Origin of the sequence: Planctomicrobium mucosum (genome assembly GCF_051466335.1) — a bacterium.
Lineage (GTDB): Bacteria > Planctomycetota > Planctomycetia > Planctomycetales > Planctomycetaceae > Planctomicrobium.
Window position 1 is genome coordinate 3,434,492 of record NZ_CP195793.1, and the last position, 19,013, is coordinate 3,453,504.

At 52.9% G+C, this 19,013-nt stretch carries 12 protein-coding genes; 5 read left to right on the forward strand and 7 right to left on the reverse strand.

What is annotated here, in order from left to right:
* Positions 1–280 precede the first annotated feature (280 nt).
* Both SH668x_RS13650 and SH668x_RS13655 read right to left on the reverse strand, forming a co-directional pair.
* Positions 281–4,321: a class I tRNA ligase family protein gene (locus SH668x_RS13650; RefSeq protein ID WP_437185619.1), complete on the reverse strand. Its 4,041-nt coding sequence runs from the start codon at positions 4,319–4,321 to the stop codon at positions 281–283.
* A 410-nt stretch (positions 4,322–4,731) separates the two neighbouring features.
* Positions 4,732–5,055 (reverse strand): hypothetical protein, encoded by a 324-nt coding sequence (locus tag SH668x_RS13655; protein ID WP_437185620.1) that lies wholly within the window; start codon positions 5,053–5,055, stop codon positions 4,732–4,734.
* A 424-nt stretch (positions 5,056–5,479) separates the two neighbouring features.
* Between SH668x_RS13655 and SH668x_RS13660 the strand changes: the two genes are divergently transcribed.
* From SH668x_RS13660 to SH668x_RS13680, 5 genes are all read left to right on the forward strand, one after another.
* A complete protein-coding gene (locus SH668x_RS13660) occupies positions 5,480–7,093 on the forward strand; it encodes a hypothetical protein (RefSeq protein ID WP_437185621.1) in 1,614 nt (537 codons plus the stop codon).
* Positions 7,094–7,498: 405 nt separating this feature from the next.
* Positions 7,499–8,872: a Gfo/Idh/MocA family protein gene (locus tag SH668x_RS13665; protein WP_437185622.1), complete on the forward strand. Its 1,374-nt coding sequence runs from the start codon at positions 7,499–7,501 to the stop codon at positions 8,870–8,872.
* Positions 8,873–9,046: 174 nt separating this feature from the next.
* Entirely contained in the window at positions 9,047–9,778 is a 732-nt protein-coding gene (locus tag SH668x_RS13670) for an RraA family protein (RefSeq protein ID WP_437185623.1), read from the forward strand.
* Positions 9,779–9,906: 128 nt separating this feature from the next.
* The gene (gene ald / locus SH668x_RS13675) at positions 9,907–11,010 is read left to right on the forward strand and encodes an alanine dehydrogenase (protein WP_437185624.1); all 1,104 of its coding nucleotides are present in this window, start codon (positions 9,907–9,909) and stop codon (positions 11,008–11,010) included.
* A gap of 15 nt (positions 11,011–11,025) precedes the next feature.
* Positions 11,026–13,530, forward strand: a complete 2,505-nt coding sequence (locus tag SH668x_RS13680) for a hypothetical protein (protein ID WP_437185625.1) — start codon at positions 11,026–11,028, stop codon at positions 13,528–13,530.
* Positions 13,531–13,536: 6 nt separating this feature from the next.
* Here SH668x_RS13680 and SH668x_RS13685 read toward each other — a convergent pair whose 3' ends face one another.
* The 5 genes from SH668x_RS13685 to SH668x_RS13705 form a co-directional block, all read right to left on the reverse strand.
* Positions 13,537–14,421, reverse strand: coding sequence for an HvfC/BufC family peptide modification chaperone (locus SH668x_RS13685; RefSeq protein WP_437185626.1), 885 nt, complete (start codon positions 14,419–14,421; stop codon positions 13,537–13,539).
* Positions 14,421–15,344: an MNIO family bufferin maturase gene (gene bufB / locus SH668x_RS13690; protein WP_437188555.1), complete on the reverse strand. Its 924-nt coding sequence runs from the start codon at positions 15,342–15,344 to the stop codon at positions 14,421–14,423. Before bufB ends, SH668x_RS13685 begins: the two co-directional genes overlap by 1 nt.
* Positions 15,345–15,450: 106 nt before the next feature.
* Positions 15,451–15,942 carry a twin-arginine translocation signal domain-containing protein gene (locus SH668x_RS13695; RefSeq protein WP_437185627.1) on the reverse strand — a complete coding sequence of 164 codons (492 nt, stop codon included), beginning with the start codon at positions 15,940–15,942 and terminating at the stop codon, positions 15,451–15,453.
* Positions 15,943–16,031: 89 nt separating this feature from the next.
* Positions 16,032–17,633 (reverse strand): NAD(P)/FAD-dependent oxidoreductase, encoded by a 1,602-nt coding sequence (locus tag SH668x_RS13700; RefSeq protein ID WP_437185628.1) that lies wholly within the window; start codon positions 17,631–17,633, stop codon positions 16,032–16,034.
* 213 nt (positions 17,634–17,846) lie between these two features.
* Entirely contained in the window at positions 17,847–18,992 is a 1,146-nt protein-coding gene (locus SH668x_RS13705; RefSeq protein WP_437185629.1) for a glycosyltransferase family 4 protein, read from the reverse strand.
* Between the last annotated feature and the right edge of the window lie 21 nt (positions 18,993–19,013).

Genomic DNA, 19,013 nt, shown 5'->3' on the forward strand with positions numbered 1-19,013 from the left:
CCGCCACTCACCCCGCCGCCACTCACCCCTGAGCCAGGGGCGTTGTGTCGAATTTCGGCTATTGAAAATAAAAACGCCGCACAGAAAACACTGTGCGGCGTTTTTCGTTAGTAGGTTCAACTCTCTTCGAGCTTCGAATCGGCGGGAAGACGAGCGCCCCTCCTGCCCCAGTCGGGAAATCAGGCTCGCTTGAAAGTCGTCTTCCTGAACTTGTCGCAGAACATCTCCCCCCCCCATAAACGACGGGGGCGAGATGCACTTACTGATCGATTTTCTGAGTTCACGCCTGAGCAGAGATTGCCAGCGAGATCTGAACATCCCCCAGACTGACCGACTTCCCGTTTGATGGAGCGACGTCCACGAGTTCGATTGAGTCCGCACGGGTTTCAGCGCAGATGGTCGATTCCCACTCTTTGACAACGGCAGGGGTATCGACGACGTCGGAACTCCCAGCGAGACTCCACTGAACAGCGATTCGCTGGTTCTCCTCCAGATTTGCATCTTTGCGAAGTTGCTGAATCTGGCGAATCAGGTCACGAGCCATCCCCTCTGCAACCAGCTCGGCTGTCAGCTTCGTCGACAACGCAATTTGAATTCCGTCGTCATCTGCACTCGCCCAATCAGACGCCTGCTCGACGCTCACCATCACATCGTCAGGAGAGAGTTCCACGTCTGTCCCTTCGATATTGAGGACGACGTTCGTTCCGTTTCGCAGAGGAGCCATCACCGCTGGGGCCACTCCAAGCAGCGCAGTTTTAATTGCGTTGAGCATTTTGCCGTACTTGGGACCGAGAGTCTTCAGGTTCGGCTTGAACGAGTACGAGACGAGAGCATCGAGATTCTCTGCTCGAGTGATCGCTTTCACGTTCAGCTCATCAGCAATGATGTCACGATATTGCTCGAGGGCTTCGGCCTGTCGGGCATCACGGCAGGCAAACTGCAATTCTGCGAGTGGTTGTCGGACTCGCAGTTCGGCAGCTTCACGCAGCCGGTGTGCCATCCGCACGAGCTTCTGCACCTGATGCGTCTTCCAGTTCAGTTCAACATCCAGCTTGGATTCATCGACCTGAGGGTATTCACACAGATGGACGGAGACTGGCTCAGTGCTGTTTGGGCCTGACTGGACCAGATTCGAATACATCCGTTCTGTCAGGAATGGGACAGACGGGGCGAGCAATTTACACAGACTGACCAGCACCTCGTAAAGTGTTTGGTAAGCAGCCAGCTTATCACTCTCCCAAGTGACCGAAGTGGTCGCTGAGGCAGACTTCTCCGGCTGAAGCGTTGCGACATCGACCGGGCTGTAGGTGAGATTCGTTGCATCGGTTTCAACGTCTCCCTGAGCAGTCAGCAGACCAGCATCGACAAGTTGACTCAGCGTCTTGTAAACGGTCGACCGTCCCACTTTCTTCCCGGCAGCAAATCGACTGAGTCGAAGCAGCAGGCGATCTGCGGTAAACGTTGCCGTTTCTGCGAAAATCTCACGCACGATCGTGGTCCGATCGCGGTTGAGTCCTTGCTTCTGCGAGGAGAGATAGATTCGAAAAATGTCTTCCGGAGTCGCGTCGGTCACGCCTCCGACACTTTCTTCCTGAACACCGACGCTCGCAGCCACGTTCTTCTTCCAGAAGCGACGTCGATTTCGACGGATGTACCAGTTGGACAAATCGTCAATAAACTCTTCCGATTGCGACATGAAGTCAGCGACCCGGTAACCTTCGAACGAAGCCCGAGCGATTTGGGTCAGTTCCTGCAAACGCGAGAGAATCCAACGGTCGATTTCAGGTCGTTCTGCAACCGGAACTTGCGGCAATGACGAATCGAATCCATCAAGAATGGCGTAGTTCACAAAGAACGCATAGCTATTCCAAAGCGGAATCAAAGCCTGACGTCGCACGTCATCTGCCGGCTTGCTGGTCACCTTGCAGGTCTTCAAGCCTTCTTTGGTCTCATTGATTGGACCGTCAACAGTATGAAGTGTCACCGGCTCACTGGCGTGACGGGTTCCGAATTTCAGGTCGACCGCTGGATTCTGAGCCAGATACAGCCATCGGATGGTGTCGACCCCAAGCTGTTCGGCGGCCTCTTCGAACCAGATCGCTGTTCCATCCGATTTATGCATTGGCTTGCCTTCCTCGTTCATCACGAGGCGATGGCCAAGCAGGTTTTTGAATGGACGCTTCTCCAGTGGATCATCGGTCTCGTCGTGACGCATCATGGTCGCCAGCGAGAGCATGGAGTAGAACCAGTTTCGGAACTGGCCAGGGAAACACTCCGTCACGAAATCCGCAGGGAACCACTCCTTCCATTGGTCCGGATGAGAGTTGTACATCATCGTGGAGAACGGAACGATCCCCGCGTCCAACCACGGATTCCCGACGTCTTCGATACGGGTCAGGAGCTTTCCAGTTTTCTGGCTGCGAATTTTGACGACGTCGATCCACGGACGATGTGGCGTGTGTCCTTCGAATTTCTCCCAACCTTCCCCGCCGTTGAGAGCACGTTCCTTCAGCTCAGCCAAAGAACCCATGACTTCGAAATCGGTTGGATCTTCGGGATTGATCCAGATTGGTAATGCCAGACCCCAGAAACGCTTCTTGGAGATCATCCAATCTCGCATCGTCGTCAGCCATTCCAGTTCACGTTCCTGCCCCTGAACGGAATCCGGCAGCCAATTGATGCACTTGGTGACGTCCTTGATTTCGTCCCGCCAGTCCATGTTGATGAACCACTCATCAACCAGACGGAAGACGAGTTCATCCCCTGTTCTCCAGCAATGCGGGTAGATGTGAGGATAAACTTCGACGTTGACCAGCAATTCCTTCTTCTTGAGCTCTTCGAAAACGAGTTCGGCCGTCTCAGGAGAGATCGCTTCTTTGCCGGTGAACAGACCGAAGCCGTCGCTGTAAGTCCCATCTTCGAGTAGAGGAGCGATCACTGGAAGCCCCAGCTCAGCACCGATCTTATGGTCGATGTCCCCGCAGCCCGGTGCGATATGGACGATCCCGGTCCCTTCTCCAGCGACGACGTTGGCAGACCCCTTCGAATCGCGGCCACCATCGATCACTCTGTGAGCAGTTACTCCAGAAAGTTTCGCTGCAGGACGATCCGAGTTCAGCAATTCAGGCACTGGGGGAAATCCGCCGAGTGTCTGCTGAGCCTGAAGCTCATCGAACGGACCAGCATAACGCCAGCCCACCATTTCAGCCCCTTTGATGGTCTCCAGCTCTTCGAAGCCACCTTGCTCCTTGAAGATCTGAGCAAGTGATTTCAGCTTTCCGACTCCCTCCGGCCAGCTCCATTCCGGGCGACCGAATCCTTCTTTGAACTCCTTCTCAAGCCGCTTGAAGTTCAGGTTATCCTTCGCAAAGTAGTAGATTGCGCCATCCTTCTTGGCCTTGATCCGGAGGTAATCCAATTCTGGATTCACCGCGGCTGCAACGTTGGATGTAAGTGTCCAAGGGGTTGTCGTCCAGACCAGCAGATATTCCCGGGCCTGATCATCACCATGAAGACGCGGCTGAGTCTCGCCATTCCGCTCTTCGAGGATTGGGAAGCGAACAAAACAGGAACGATGTGTCGTCAGCTTTCTGCCGTCGGCAACTTCCATCTGCGAGTAGGCACTTCCCCCGCGTCCGCTCCAAGGCATTACATCGTGACCGCGGTAGATCTTCGCGCGGCTGAAGCACTTCTTCAAGAAGGTCCAAATTGTCTCGTTGTTCTCAGTGGAGAATGTAAAGTAGCTCCCCCCCCATTCGGGATTGCCCAAACGCGCAGTCAGCAATTCAGCGTCGCCAGAGACTTCGACGCCGCGAGCGTTCACGTAAGTTGTTTCAGTTCCAGCTTCACTCCCGATCTTGCTGGAAAGCTTTCGAAGTTCGTCCGGCTGATCCCATTCCATCCAGTACCCAAGGCGGATGGACTGCTCGGTCTGTCGGGCGGCGAAATTCAGAACCCGCTTTTTACATTCACGAGTGAAATGATTGATCCCGTAGCGCTCGATCGCATTCTTGGTACCGAGTTTCAGCTGTTTTTCGACTTCCACCTCGACCCAGAGCCCCTGGCAGTCGAAGCCGTTTTGATAACGGAGTTCTTTTCCGTTCATCGCGTGGAAGCGTTGGTAGGCATCCTTGTAGGTTCGCCCCCAGGCATGGTGAACCCCCATCGGATTGTTTGCAGTGATCGGACCATCGAGGAACGACCATTTCGGCTTCCCTCGGTTTTGCTCCTGCAGCTGCTTAAAGACCTGCTTTTCGCACCAGAATCGCAGAACTTCGTGTTCGCCATCCAGAAAACGGGCTTCATCAACTTTCTGAAACATGCTGCGAACTCAATCCAAATGACTAAAGGAATAACAAAAGCAGGGAACCCAAATGATAATGTCCTGGGAGAAGAGTTGGATCCTTCCCAGCCATCTCAGGTTCATTTCGACGAATATTCGATTGGAAAATAACGGCTCAACAAACTGTTCGCCCTGCCGAAAGTCAGATGTTTTTACCTGACTGCGACTGGAATTGCAGCCCAAATGATCTGGTGAGCAAAAAGGAAAACGCCGATGCCAAATCGACTGGCATCGGCGTAACTCATTTCTAGATCTCCAACTTCGATTGATACAACCGAAACAGGAGGGATCAATCTCAGAGGACCAGGAACGCCGAGAGGCAATTCCCTATCCGATTTGCATCGCGCGGTGTGATCACACCGGCTACACACATCAACATCTTCATGGAATTAGAATTCTTCGTCGTCGTCTTCAAAGTCGTCGAAGTCGTCGTCATCATCGTCGTCGTCGTCGTCATCATCTTCGAAGTCGTCATCGTCTTCGAAGTCATCATCATCGAAGTCGTCGTCGTCGAGATCTTCTTCATCAAACTCTTCGTCGAACTCTTCGTCTTCGAGATCATCTTCATCGTCGTCGATCTCTTCATCCACGTCGAGATCATCGCTATCGTCATCGTCTGCAGCCATAACAGGAATTTCCGCAAAGTCCTCATCCCAAAGAGATTCTGATTGGCGAGAGTTGCTGCTAAAGTGCGGAAATTGCGTCCTGGTCATGTTTCAAAGGCCTTCTGTGGTCTCGAATTCAACTCACCAGCTCTCTTCTGAAGTATCGAAGGAGACTGAAACGAAAGTGAGCTGACACGGTGTCTACTGATTGGGATATTTATAACGCGGGTCGATACCGGATTTGGTAATTGATGTCAAGCTTCCAAGGTTGATCGAGATCACATCCGAAGACAATTTCACCCTCAATGACCGGAAATCCCCGACTACCCTGCCACCGGTGATTGTTCGACAGCCACGACTTGCGTCAATTAGAAACATTTTTGAATCATGGAAGAAATCTTCAAAAAAGTCGACGGGTTCTCAACGCATTCGTGCAGGCTGGAACATTGCAGATCGCTCCCATCCTCTGTACTCTTTCGTAATGACAGCGAAAAATTCACAACAACCGTTTGACGACGATCTTGAGTCTCTCATGTCCAACGATTTCATTGGGATCGACATTAATTCGAGCGACTTCTCTGACGAACCACTGGATGTGGAAGGCTTGGGGCTGGACGACTTAGGCTTCGGCGAAACGCCCAAGAACGAACCAGACAGCGCTCAGCAAGCTGCGGCAACTGATTCTCCAACGCCATCAGACCTCGAAGATGAAGACCCACTCGCGTGGATCGTGAAGGCATCGAAGTCCCCTGTCGCGCCGCTCAAGTCGCAACCCGTTCTTGATGATGACTGGGATGACTTCGGGAGTGGACTGGACGATGAAACCAGCGAAGTCGAAAGCGAAGATGTAGAACCAGTCGTTTCCCATTCGCAAAAGTCGAGAGCCTACAGCCTGAATGACGTAGAAGAACTCGACGATTTTGATGCCGGACTGGACCTGGACGCTGAAAGCGATGAGCCTGTCGCTAAGCCGAAAGCGACCCTTGAGGCAAAATCCACTCGCGACCGTTATTGGGATGCCCTCGAAGGTTGGGATGGATGGGAAGACAAACAGCCTGAAGCTGCTCGTGCCGCAGACGAAATTGAAGGTGAGTCACCGGCTAAGCGAAAGGGTCGCGGACGCCCCCGACGTGGTGATCGTAAGACCGATTCTCGTCGAGGTCGAGCTCCTGTCGAAGCGGCTGCTAAGGACGCTTCTGAAGACTTCGAATATGAAGCAGTCTCCGAGCCAGAAATTGCAACTGAGGAAGTCACCTCTGAATCCCCAAGACGGGAACGATCACGACGGGGCAATTCTCGGCGCGGAGCCAAACGTCCAAACAATGCGGTTCAAGCTGAGAAAGCTCCAGAATCGCTCGAGACAGCAGATCACGCTCAATCGACAGCGGAAGAGTCTGAAGCACCTCGAGAACGTGGCCGCAATCCACGCGGGCGAGGACCACGCAATGGGCGTATTAGCACTCAAAGTGAGGTCTCCGCTGAGGAAGCCAGTGCACGACCAGCACCTTTCAAAACAGACGAGTCACAGCCATCGCAGGAACGTCCCGCACGTCCATCGCGTAACCGGAAGGGACGACCACAGCCAACAGCCGCTGTGAGCGTCGACGAGAACGATGACGGCGATTTCGGGGGAGGAATCCTGAGTACACCAGCTCCAGCCCCTGAACGCAAGAAGCCAGCTCGGGTCAAGAAACCCGTCGCTTCTCAGGACGATTTCGGTGCCGACCTGGATGACGACTACGAAGATGACGCACCTAGCGTCGCTTCAGAGACATTCAGCGCTGATGAATCGGATGACTTTGGAGCAGGCCTTATTGATGCGGCTCCTCAAAAGCCAGCCCGACGTCGCCCGCCTCGTCGCAGACACGCAAACGCAGAGCGAGACGTCCCAGAGCAGGAACAAGAAGTTGCAGAAGCAGCACCACGTTCGCGCACTCAGCGGGAACCGGCTGCTCCAGTGGTTCCAGATCGCCAGCACGAAGACATTCCGACTTGGGAATACGCGATTTCGCTGCTCGTGAAGAAGCAGGGACGTAGCTCTGGTAGCAAGCGCCCTTCAAATTCCGGCGGAAGTGGCCAGAATCGTAAGCGCGGCAGCGGACAAAATCGCGGTGGCGAACGGCGGAGTGCCCCTGAAGCACAGTAACCGCGCCTCGCTACGCACCACTCAATCAAAAACATCACAGTGTGGACATTCCGCTCTGTGATGTTTTCGTTTTGTCAGGCATCACTTCTTTGACGCCATCTACGGAACGGTTGCATTCACCCAGCTTTACCGTTCGCTTCGACAGAGCCCCCCCCTTCCCCACCACAACGCAATGAAAACCAAGTTTCAACCATGCCGACGTCCCCAAGACTCTGCACCGGCCAGACAGGAAACCTGGAGACCCTTTTCATATAATACAAGAAGACCATATCGACATCACATCAATATCTCACTTCTTACTTACAAAGAACCGAGACGCCATTGCCCATCAGCTTGCAAATTCCTCCATTTTTGAGACAGTAGCACAATCCAATAGACTTCCTCTGATGATTTGGAGATTCAATAATGCCCGACTTCGGTCTCGCCTCACTCTCCCGCCGGGATCTTCTTAAAACAACAGGCGCCGTTGCCACGACAGCTGCTCTGAGCAATCTTGTTCTTCCTAAAGCCTACGCCAGCGAAGACAACAATATTGACATCGCATTGGTTGGATGCGGTGGACGTGGAAGCGGAGCGATCGCGGATGCTCTTTCAGTGAATGCAGGCGGACCAGTCAAACTGAAGGCGATGGCAGACGTTTTCGATAACCGTCTCTCCAACAGCTACAACGCCCTGAACGGTCAGTTCGAAGACAAGATGGACGTCGCGCCAGAGCGTAAGTTCATCGGTCTGGAAGCATATAAAGAAGCGATGGACTGCCTGAAACCCGGCGACGTCGTTGTTCTTACCACTCCACCAGCGTTCCGCTGGGTGCAGTTCCAGTATGCGATCGAAAAAGGTCTCAACGTTTTCATGGAGAAGCCTGTCACTGTCGACGGCCCAACCTCCCGAAAAATGTTCGAACTCGCGGAAAAAGCATCTGCGAAGAACCTGAAGGTCGGCGTGGGCCTCATGTGTCGACACAGCCGTTCACGTGGCGAGCTGTTCAAACGCATTCAGGATGGCGAAATCGGTGAATTGAACCTGCTGCGTGCCTATCGTATGCACGGTCCCGTTGGTTCTGCATTCGTCACCCCAAATCCGGGCGATGTGTCTGAGGTTCTCTATCAGATCGCCAACTTCCACGGGTTCCTCTGGGCTTCCGGTGGATGCTACAGCGACTTCTACATTCACAACATCGATGAATGCTGCTGGATGAAGAACGACTTCCCAGTGAAAGCACAGGCATCCGGCGGACGTCACTATCGTGGAGACTACGTCGACCAGAACTTTGATAACTACTCTGTCGAGTACACCTTCAAGGATGGCGCCAAGCTCATGTTCTACGGTCGAACTATGTCGAACGTGAAGCAGGAGTTCGCATCCTACGCTCACGGAAGCAAGGGAACCGCCGTGATCTCTGAAAACGGTCACTTCCCAGCGAAGGCTCGAACCTATTCCGATCAGAACTTCACCCGCTCGAAGCTGATCTGGCAATACGAAGGAAACGAACCCAATCCGTACCAGACTGAATGGGAAGATTTCTACGACGCGATCCGTAATGACAAGCCTTACAACGAAGTTCCACGCGGCGTCAAAGCCAGCTTGGTCACTTCAATGGGACGTATGGCTGCTCACACTGGTCAAGTCATCACCTACGATCAGATTCTCAACGAAGGTCAGGAATTTGCACCAGGCCTCGACACACTCAAGGCAGACGGCCCAGCACCTGTGCAGGCGACTGAGAACGGAAAATATCCGGTTCCAGCTCCAGGCCTGAAGGGCGAACTGGAATACTAAATTGACTTAGAGTCGGTGGCGGCAAGTCCTTATCCGATTGCCGCCGCAGTCATCGACTCAGGTCGTTTCCAAGTGTGACAGTAAGAACCTTCGTTGAAGTAAAATTGAGCCGCACAGGTCACCATGTGCGGCTCAATTTCGTTCACTGCATGAAATCTCATTCACGGAACCACAATGCATTCTCGAACATTGTCTGAGCTGTCACAGTATGACACGCCCACAGTTTGTAATGTCATCGAATTATTTCACGTTCGGCCGCGAAATTCGGGCTACATGAATGCTGGAATCCGTAGTTGCTTTCCGGATCTCCCTCCCATGGTCGGGTTTGCTTTGACCTCAACTTTTCGGAGCAACGCACCTCCACCACAAGGGAGCAGCTACAGTGGATTGATCGAGCAAATCGAACTCTACTCAGATCACCCCGGTTCTCCAGTGATGGTCTTCGAGGACCTTGATACCCCAACGGCCGCCGCCACGTTCGGTGAAGTGATGTGTACCATGTACAAATCCTTCGGAGCAGCGGGACTGATCACCTCAGGCGCAGGGCGTGATCTGGATCAAGTCAGCCGTCTCGATTTTCCGGTCTTTACCAACGGCACAATTTGCTCTCATGGCTACTGCCATATTCCACAGATCAACATTCCCGTCAATGTGGGCGGACTTGTGATTGATCCGGGCACACTGCTCCATGGTGATTGCAATGGAGTCACGACGATCCCCATTGAGATCGCAGATGAAATCCCTGATGCGTGCGCGGAATTAATGGCAGCAGAACAGGTCGTGCTTGAGTATTGCCGTAGTGGTGACATCAATCCTCGCGGATTGAAAGAAGCCAAACGCGAATGTGACGATCTGATTGCTGTCCTCAGTAAACGTCTCACCAGGCGGAGCAGTCAGGATCTGTAAGATCAACAAGTTGCACGAGGTTGTGGAAGCTCAATCCTGTGTTATGAATGACGTATTCCAGTTTGCAGACAGAATTGACCGATTTGTCTGCGACATTTGCCCCGCCGATAGCTGACAGGGAGTTGACAATGTTGATTGGCGTTCCGAAGGAAATCAAATCGGACGAGTATCGGGTCGGAATGCTCCCAGTCGGTGTTGAAGAACTCACTCGGGCCGGACACAAGGTGCTTATCGAACGAGGCGCAGGATTAGGGAGCGGGATTACTGACGAGCAATACGCTGCTGTCGGTGCCCAGCTAGTTGACTCCCCCAAGGACGTGTTCGGGCAAGCTGAACTCGTCGTAAAGGTCAAAGAGCCGCTCGACCCGGAATGGGAACTGCTTCGACGCGGCCAGATTCTCTTCACTTATTTTCACTTCGCTGCAGATCGTGTTCTGACGAACGAAGTATTGAAGACTGGTGCAACTGCAGTTGCATATGAGACCCTTCGTGGCCCGAACGGCACACTGCCCTGCCTGACTCCAATGAGTGAAGTTGCGGGACGCATGAGTATTCAGGAAGGGGCCAAGTATCTAGAACGGCCTCAACAGGGTCGCGGCATCCTGCTCGGCGGAGTCCCCGGGGTTCAACCTGCCCACGTCACCGTGATCGGTGGTGGTGTTGTCGGAAAGAACGCTGCCCAGATTGCTGCTGGATTCCACGCCAACGTCTGCATTCTCGATACGAATCTGGAACGATTGCGATACCTCGACGATGTTCTTCCAGCGAACGTCACAACCCTTTACTCCGATCGACACAACTTACGGGAACAAATCCAACTCGCCGACCTTGTGATTGGCTCGGTCTTAATCCCCGGTGCAAGAGCCCCGCATCTTGTCAGCCGATCCGATTTGAAACTGATGAAGCCGGGCGCGGTGATTGTCGACGTCTGTATTGATCAGGGTGGTTGCTTCGAAACAAGTCGGCCAACCACTCACTCTCACCCGACGTACATCGTTGACGGAATCATCCATTATTGCGTCACGAACATGCCCGGCGCTGTGGGTCGCACGAGCACATACGCTCTTTGCAACGTGACATTTCCGTATGTCCAGCTGATTGCAAACAAAGGCTTGGCCGCTGCCTGCAAATCGAACCTCGGGCTCTGCGACGCCGTCAACATGCACGATGGCTATGTGACCAACAAAGCGGTCGCCGAAACGTTTGGAATGAAGCACGTCCCTTGGAAGTAACCTGATCGGAAGTTTGTGAGGCGTTTCACCTCGGCATCAGTTCTGCTATTCGCCCTGCTGAGCAGGAGTGTCGCTGCCGTCGCAGACGCAATTCCCTACGCCCAATACTTTGAGGCATTGCAGGCACGTGAACTGTATATCGTGGCGGAGGAGTTTGGACTTTCCAGACTCTCGGAATCGGATCTTACCGACGATGAGCGTTGCCATCTTTCGATTGAAACCGCCAAAACGCTCACCATGCATGGTGACTCCAGCTTGGACGAGTCCCGGGAAGAGCTTTGGGGCCGAGCAGAACTCGTTCTCGATTCGCAATTGAAACATGCTGACACGCCTCGACATCAGATCTTGCTGGAAGCGTGGAAAAAGTTGCTCATCGTTCAGCAATCTCTCACGCTTGCGTTCGAAGCTGAATACCAACCAGAGCTCCAGTCTTTACGAGTGCAGGTTGTCGAACAGATCACCCCGGCCCTCGACTCTTTACGCCGGATTTGCCTGGAACTGGAAGGCCCAACTCGAGCGAAGTTCGAACTCACTCCGAAAGAGCGAAGCGAGTTACTGCAGCTCATCTATTTCCATTGCGGTCGAGGTGAATTGGCAGTAGCGGAACTTGAAGTATCGGAATCGGCTCGTATTGCGCGATTGAAAACAGCTGATTCGGATTTCGATCACATTTCCAGTGGATCAGCCCCCCCCGAACTCAAACGAAAAGTCGCCGTTCTGCAGGCTCGAGTCGCGAGATTGCTCGGGGACGGCAAACGTGCCGACAGCGCACTCGATCGCGCGATTGCAGGCAAGCCTACAACGATTGAAGTCGATGCCGCACTGAGTGAGAGAATCGCTATCAGAATCTCTCAGGACGATTTTGAAGAAGCACTGCAACTTATTGTCGGTCGATTGAAAGACCCGACTCCGCTGACTGACCAGTTCAGAGTCGGAGCGATCGAAGTGTTCATTCGGGCTCTACAAACAAAGATCCCGAAGGATGCAACGGCGATTCGCGAACAATACACATCGAAGATCCATGAATTTGTCGAACAAACCAGAGGCAAATGGAGGCCTCGTGCCGTTCTGAAAGCGGAACGCTATCAACAGGAACAGAAACTTGGTCCGGAACTGGCAGCAACCTTGAGAAAGGCAGCGGCGGCGTGGAGTGAAAACAAGTTCGATGAATCCATTCAACTGTATTCTGCGGCGTCGATGCTCGCACAACAATCGAATCTCCCGAATGAGGCTGTCGACAATGCGATGACTGTCGCCGCGATACTCATCGAGTTGAAACGCTGGCAACCCGCCCAAGTTGAACTCGAACGAATCATCACGGCGTTCCCCAACCATCCTCGAGCGGCCGAAGCGGACCTGCTTCGATGCTATGCCATAGGACGGGCAGCGGGGGAGAACCCGTATCGAGAGTCTCTTCAGAACCATCTCCGTAACTATTCGAATTCCAGCACGACAGCAGATGCGAGTTGGATGCTCGCACTCCTCGATGAGCAACAGGGTCGGCTTGAAAGCTCCTTGGAAAGCTACCGCAGAATTCCGGTTGATCACGTGCGAAAACAGTCCGCCAACCTTCAGTTGACGCGAATTCTCGATCGCCTTTACAACCAACACGACATTTCAATTGAAAAACGAGAAGAGCTGAATTCGCAGGTTCTGTCTGACGTGGCCTCAATATCGCGGCCGCTGCTCTTTCCTCAAATCCAGCTGGAGCCTGTTCAGGCGGAAGCACTACTCAATTGTGCAAAGTTGATCCTGCAACACCCTCAGCACCTCACTTCCCAAGCTGATCAGATGTTAGCAGCGATTGAGAACTCGCTGAAGAACGAGCAGCAGACAGCCAATGACGCCGGGTCAAACATCAGTCCGGAATGGCAGTCAATCAAACAGAAAATGATTGAGCTGAAGATCGTCTCCTTCACGATGCAACACAAACTTCCGGAAGCGAGAGATCTGCTCAGGACATTGTCACAGAGCGACCCGACAGCACTACTCGCGGTATTAAACCGGCTCACCGATCTGTCAGGATCGATTGGTCAAGACTTTCAATACGAGCTGGGAGCAGTCCAACGTGCCACTGTACAGGAGCTCAATGAATTTCGTGGCAATCTCACGATCGACCAGCGGAGTCAGCTGGATATGGCTGGAATTTACGCTTCGATTGCAATGAAGGACTGGACTGATGCCGTTCGCCGTTGTGAAACAATCTATGTCAACGATTCAAAAAACCATGAGTTGATTCGGCTCTATCTGAGAGTTCTCACAAGCCGCGGTGAGAAAGAAGACTTCGCACTTGCTCTCACGCTTTGGCAGAAACTCGAACATTCGGAACCAAAGGGGTCCGAACAATGGATTGAAGCAAGACTCAGTATTGCGGAGATACGACATCAACAGGGGGATTCCGCATCTGCAAAAAAAATGCTCGGAGTAACACGAACACTCTATCCACGAATGGGGACTCCAGCTCTCAAGAATCGTTCTGACGAACTCTGGTCTCAACTCAAATCCGAGCCAGCAAATTGATGGTCTTCAGGAATTCCCTCTGACACCCAGGAAGTAGCCCGCCGTTGCCCACCGCTGAAACCAGACTGGGATCAGGCTGGCGAGTTGCTCGAATGAGAGACCTTCAACTGACGTCGCAGACGCCATCACTTCTCCGAGCGGGTGTTGTTCCTGCAGGCGTTTGAGAATCGTCCATTCGGTCAATGAAACCGCTTGACGTCTCACAACGTAATCGCGGCGATTCACAACAAGCCATGTCGGAACAGCAATCGGGAACTCCGGCTCTAAACCACGACGAAGTGAAGTGATGTATTCCTGCACGGGAAACGAGAGCCCAACCAACTTCAATGAGGGTGCAGTCTGCAATATCAGAGAATCCCAAACTTCCGAAGGAATCCCCTGAAACTGCTCGATCGAGAGCTTTGGCAGATTTTCCTCACCCGGCCCATCAAAGACATCGGAATAACAACGTTCAAGTTGTGCGAGTTCGATTAGAAACTCAGACCAGTCCGGGGTAACAGAATCCCGATCCTGAACGGGCCTGGAACTCTTTAGAAATGCAGGAAATGCCGCACCTAACTGATTCAGCGTGTAGCTCTGCGGAGGATGTCGCTGCAGATATTCGAACGCAAATGCCTGAAATGTCTCTTCCCCCAAAGCATGCGAGACAGCCGGAAATTCTCCGCTCAGACATTCCAGAAGTCTCGCATAATACGCGTTCGCATACACCCCCAGCCGTTGAACAGAGCCGAAATGCTCGGACGTCTGAATCAACATGTCCAGAGTATCAGCACTGGCGGCGAATTCATTTTGGGCCGGCTGTGAATCAACCCCTGCAATGACTCCACCGGGATGACTGATCACAGACAGCATCCAGCGTTGCAGAGCACCGATTGATGGAGTCCGACTCACTATTCATACTCCGCCGCAACAACAACCGCAGGTTGCGGAATGGCTGCGCGATGCTCTTGGTTGAACGTTTCTTTGCTTTGATCGGCACGACTCGGGATTGAGCCGATATGTTGCTTGGCCTTCAGGATTTCAGCGTGAACAACAGGAAACTCAGGAATTTTTGCATCCCATTCGAGCAACGTCGACACCCCTCCCGTCAATTCATAGACTCGCTGAAAGAGCCTCCAGACGGGATCAATGACGGGTCCATCATGGGTATCAATGCAGTAAGTCCCCATATTGGTATGCCCCGCCAGATGCATCTGTACGATGCGTTGATGAGGAATGTTTTCAACGTATTCAACAGGATCGAACCCGTGATTGACGCTCGAGACATAGACGTTATTCACGTCGAGAAGAAGACCACAATTTGTCTCTTCTGACATGAGCGACAGGAACTCCCACTCCGGCATCGTGGAACTGGAAAAGTTCAGATAGGTGCTTGGGTTTTCGAGAACGAGTGGACGCTCAAGAATTTCCTGCACCACCTGAATTCGCTCGACCACATGTTGAAGTGATGATTCATTGAGTGGAATTGGAAGCAGGTCGTGCGAATTGTGATTCGCAACGCCGGTCCAGCAAAGATGGTCTGATACCCAATGCGCGTGAATGCGGTCAGCAAGTTTCTTCAGACGTGAGAGATAATCGAGATTAAGTGGATCAGCACTGCCGATTGACATGGAAACGCCATGCATCACCACAGGATAACGCTCCGCGATTCGCTCCAGCGTATCCATTGGACGCCCTTGGGAATCCATGTAGTTTTCGGAGATCACCTCAAACCAGTCGACTGCAGGGTGTTGACTGAGAATGTGCTGATAATGCAGAGATCGTAGTCCGACCCCGAGTCCCAGATCTGGATGACCAAGTCGTGGAAGTGTCATGTCGATGACCTGACCGGGATGAATTGCAGAAAGAAAGAGATTCACACGGGAGGCATTGCAGAGCGCAATGTCTCCCGTTGAACTACATCAGATCAGCCTGAAGCGACTATGCTTTTGGAGGAGCAACGCCGACCTCTTTGCCGCTCTTCTTCATCGCTTCTTCAAATCGCTTGCGGGCGCTTTCCCATGCGTGATCCATCAATGGGAGATGGCAACCACCTTGGGCTTTACAGGCGTTTTCACCGGCATTGGTTCCACATCCCCCTTGGCCTTTGCATTCATTTTGCTGTGCACATTCATGCAGTGCATAAGTCGCACATGTCCCTTGGCCAGCACAGGTGTTTTCGCCACTCACACCCTGATTTTTGCACATATTCAGGCCACGGCAGACATGCTTTTCCTGCATCAACAGACTTGTCTGCTCTGCTTCTGCCGGTGTTTCAGCGCCAGGAGCAGGCGTTGCGGGTGGTGTGGCTGGAGCTGGGCCATCAGTTTTTTTTGCGGGATCGCAGCCAACAAATGTCCCGGCCATCAACCCACCAACGGCAGCCATGGTCAGTTGATGAAAATCACGACGATTCAAATCGTTGCTGGACATGTAATCTCCTTAAGAATCAAATGAACATCAGTTTAACTGATCCAATGTAACGAAAGCTCCGCTCGAATTCGCGTCCGCACTCAGATTCATTACACCGGTGCAGCGTGACGACGAACCACCTCTCGGGCGCTTCGCAAACCGTCGACCGCTGCAGTGATAATCCCGCCCGCGTATCCCGCTCCTTCACCAATCGGGTAGAGCCCTTTCAGCCCGGGGGCTTCGCGAGTGACGAGATCCCGTTCCATGCGAACGGGCGCACTGCCACGCATTTCCGGACCAAGGAGTGTCGCGTCCTTCAGGAACTTTCCTTTCCACTTTTCATCCATGATTGGCAACCCTTCCTGGATTGCTCTCGTGATGACAGGTGGAAGGACTTCACGCAAATCACAGCTGACGGTTCCACGTTGATAAGAGCTGATGTAGTTCTGCTCACCGGTAATCACGCGACCGTTGATAAAATTCTTTGCCAATTGAATAGGAGCCCGATAATCGCGATCTCCCAACTCATACGCGACAGTTTCCAGCCGACGTTGCAACTCCATCCCCGCCAAAGGATGGCTGCCTCCGAAATGAGATGGATCGAGTGTCACCATCAGCCCGCTGTTGGCGAACTCGGTATCATGGCGTGAATTACTCATCCCGTTGGTACAGAACCGGCCTGACTCCGAAACGCTTGGAATCACATAGCCCCCGGCGCACATACAGAATGAGTAAAGATCCCGCTCTCCTTTGGCCACCAGGGCATAATCTGCGGCTCCGAGAATATCGATGTACTCTCCCTTACCATACTTCCAATTGTTCACGTTGATCTGCGGATGCTCGATTCGAAGGCCAAGCTGAAACGCCTTCTGCTTCATCGGAACGCCCATCCGATAAAGTGCCTCGTAAGTATCTCGCGCACTATGCCCGATTGCCAAAAGCAAGTGATTGGTCGGGATGAAGCCGCTGGAGGTACCGATGCCGACAACCTGCCCGTTCTCCTGCTTGATGCTCTCCATCCTGCAGGCGAATCGATACTCCCCACCCAGCGCTTCGATCTTACGACGATAATTACGGCAAATCATCGGGAGCCGGTTACTCCCCAGATGAGGACGATGCTCGTAACGGATTGACTCTCGGCCTCCGCAGGTAATGAACGACTCCAGAACCCAATCAACGTCAGGGCCTGTCATACGGCAGGTGAGTTTTCCGTCAGAGAAGCAGCCTGCGCCCCCTTCGCCGAAGAGGTAGTTGTTCTCTTCATCATGATCCGCTTTACGACTGTCGAATGCACGAATCATCGGAACACGTTCTTTGACTGGATAACCACGATCAATGATCAGCGGACGGTATCCACGAACTGCCAAATAATACGCTGCCAACAATCCGGCGGGACCAGCCCCCACGACAACTGGGCGCAATGGAAGCGGATCAGCTCCCGAATCCGGATCGTCAAACACCTCTGGACTGAACGACTCGACATCTTTTCGACGAGTCAACTTCTTCAGGAGAACTGGATCATCCGGGAACGTAGCGGAGATCGTATAGACGAATTGGAGATCCTTTTTCGAACGAGCATCCAGACTCTTACGCAGAATTCGCCACGATTTCAGGTCATCGACGCGAACGCCGATACGCTGGCTGACATGCCGAACCAACTCCGATTCGGCAACCTCAACGGGAAGTCTCAAATTTGTCAGACGAACCTGCATAAAACCGATGTCTCGCTGCAATCAAAATAGAAAAAACAGTTCATCTGGTGCCCCGTCGTTGCAACGCAGACGTCAAAAATTTGCCCACTCAGAATAGCGAAATCTCACTGGTCTCAGCGACGGTATCGGGGGGACATCCCCAATGTCGGGACAAAACAGGTCTCGAGCCCAGAAAAGTCACACACCGAACTTGTGGAAATCCGCGAGGTTTCCTCAGACCGATTCCGCAAGAACTCGCTGATACAAATCGAGAGTCGCGCTCACCATTTGATCCAGATGAAACCGCTCGATAATCCGCTGCCTGGCTGCGAGCCCCAACTGGACAGCCTGATCCGGATTCGACAGGAGATGCAGAATTTGATCGACCATCATCGATTCATCGGCAGGGGGCACCAGCAGACCTGTCACTCCATCCTGAACGACGCTGAAGACTCCGCCAGATTCAGTCGCGATGACAGGCAGCGCGCTGGCCATTGCGTTGAGCATGATGGAGCCGAGTCCCTGTTTGAGCGACGGAAGCACAAACAGATCCATGGCACGTAACGCTGTGCGAAAATTTGTCAGATTTGTATTGATTGTGACGGCGTGAGAGATCCCCAACTCAACAGCCATTCTCCGCAATCGACGTTCTTCAGGTCCAGAACCAGCAATAACAAACATCGCATCCGGTCGCTTTTCTAAAACGCGTGCAGCCGCCTTTAAGAAGTGATTGAGCCCTTTTTGCGATTCCAATGCCCCTGCTGTCCCAATGACTGGAGCACGATCTTCCACAAAAATCGGACGTAACTCCGAATCTGCCGGCGGGAGAACTCCACTTGGAATGACAACAACCTGCTCTTCTTTCAAGCGGGTTCGCGTCAACAGCTCTGACTTGACTGAGTCGCTGACCGCCACAACGTAACGGCAATACAGCCGATCGAACAAAAACTGCTCACGGTCCTGTAGATAATCGCAGACGGTGACGACGTACGGCCTTTTGAGGCGCCGAGCCAGTGAGCTTCCGATGCAGTGCAAATTTCGTTGCTGAACGTCGATCAGTGCAGGTACTGATTTCTCAAGATCGGCAGCGAGACAACGTCGAGCAATTCCCCCGAAAACGCGACTCGTCAGATGTCGTGACACGCGCACTTTGGCGATTCCGAAATCTGCTTCTCGACTGGACTGAGTGCAGACGAGCTGAACGCCAACATGCTGAGCAATCAATTGTTTTGCCAGCAAGGCTGAGCGAGCGTAGCTCCCGCGCAGATGACGATTCTCAATCATCATGAGAACGTCTGAACGACTGTCTTCGTCCCGGCTCAGTGAAAGGGAGTCGGATTTCGAGCGAGGCACAATTCGAGGCTGCTTCAAGGTTGCCATATTACCTCCTGTTAGCATCAA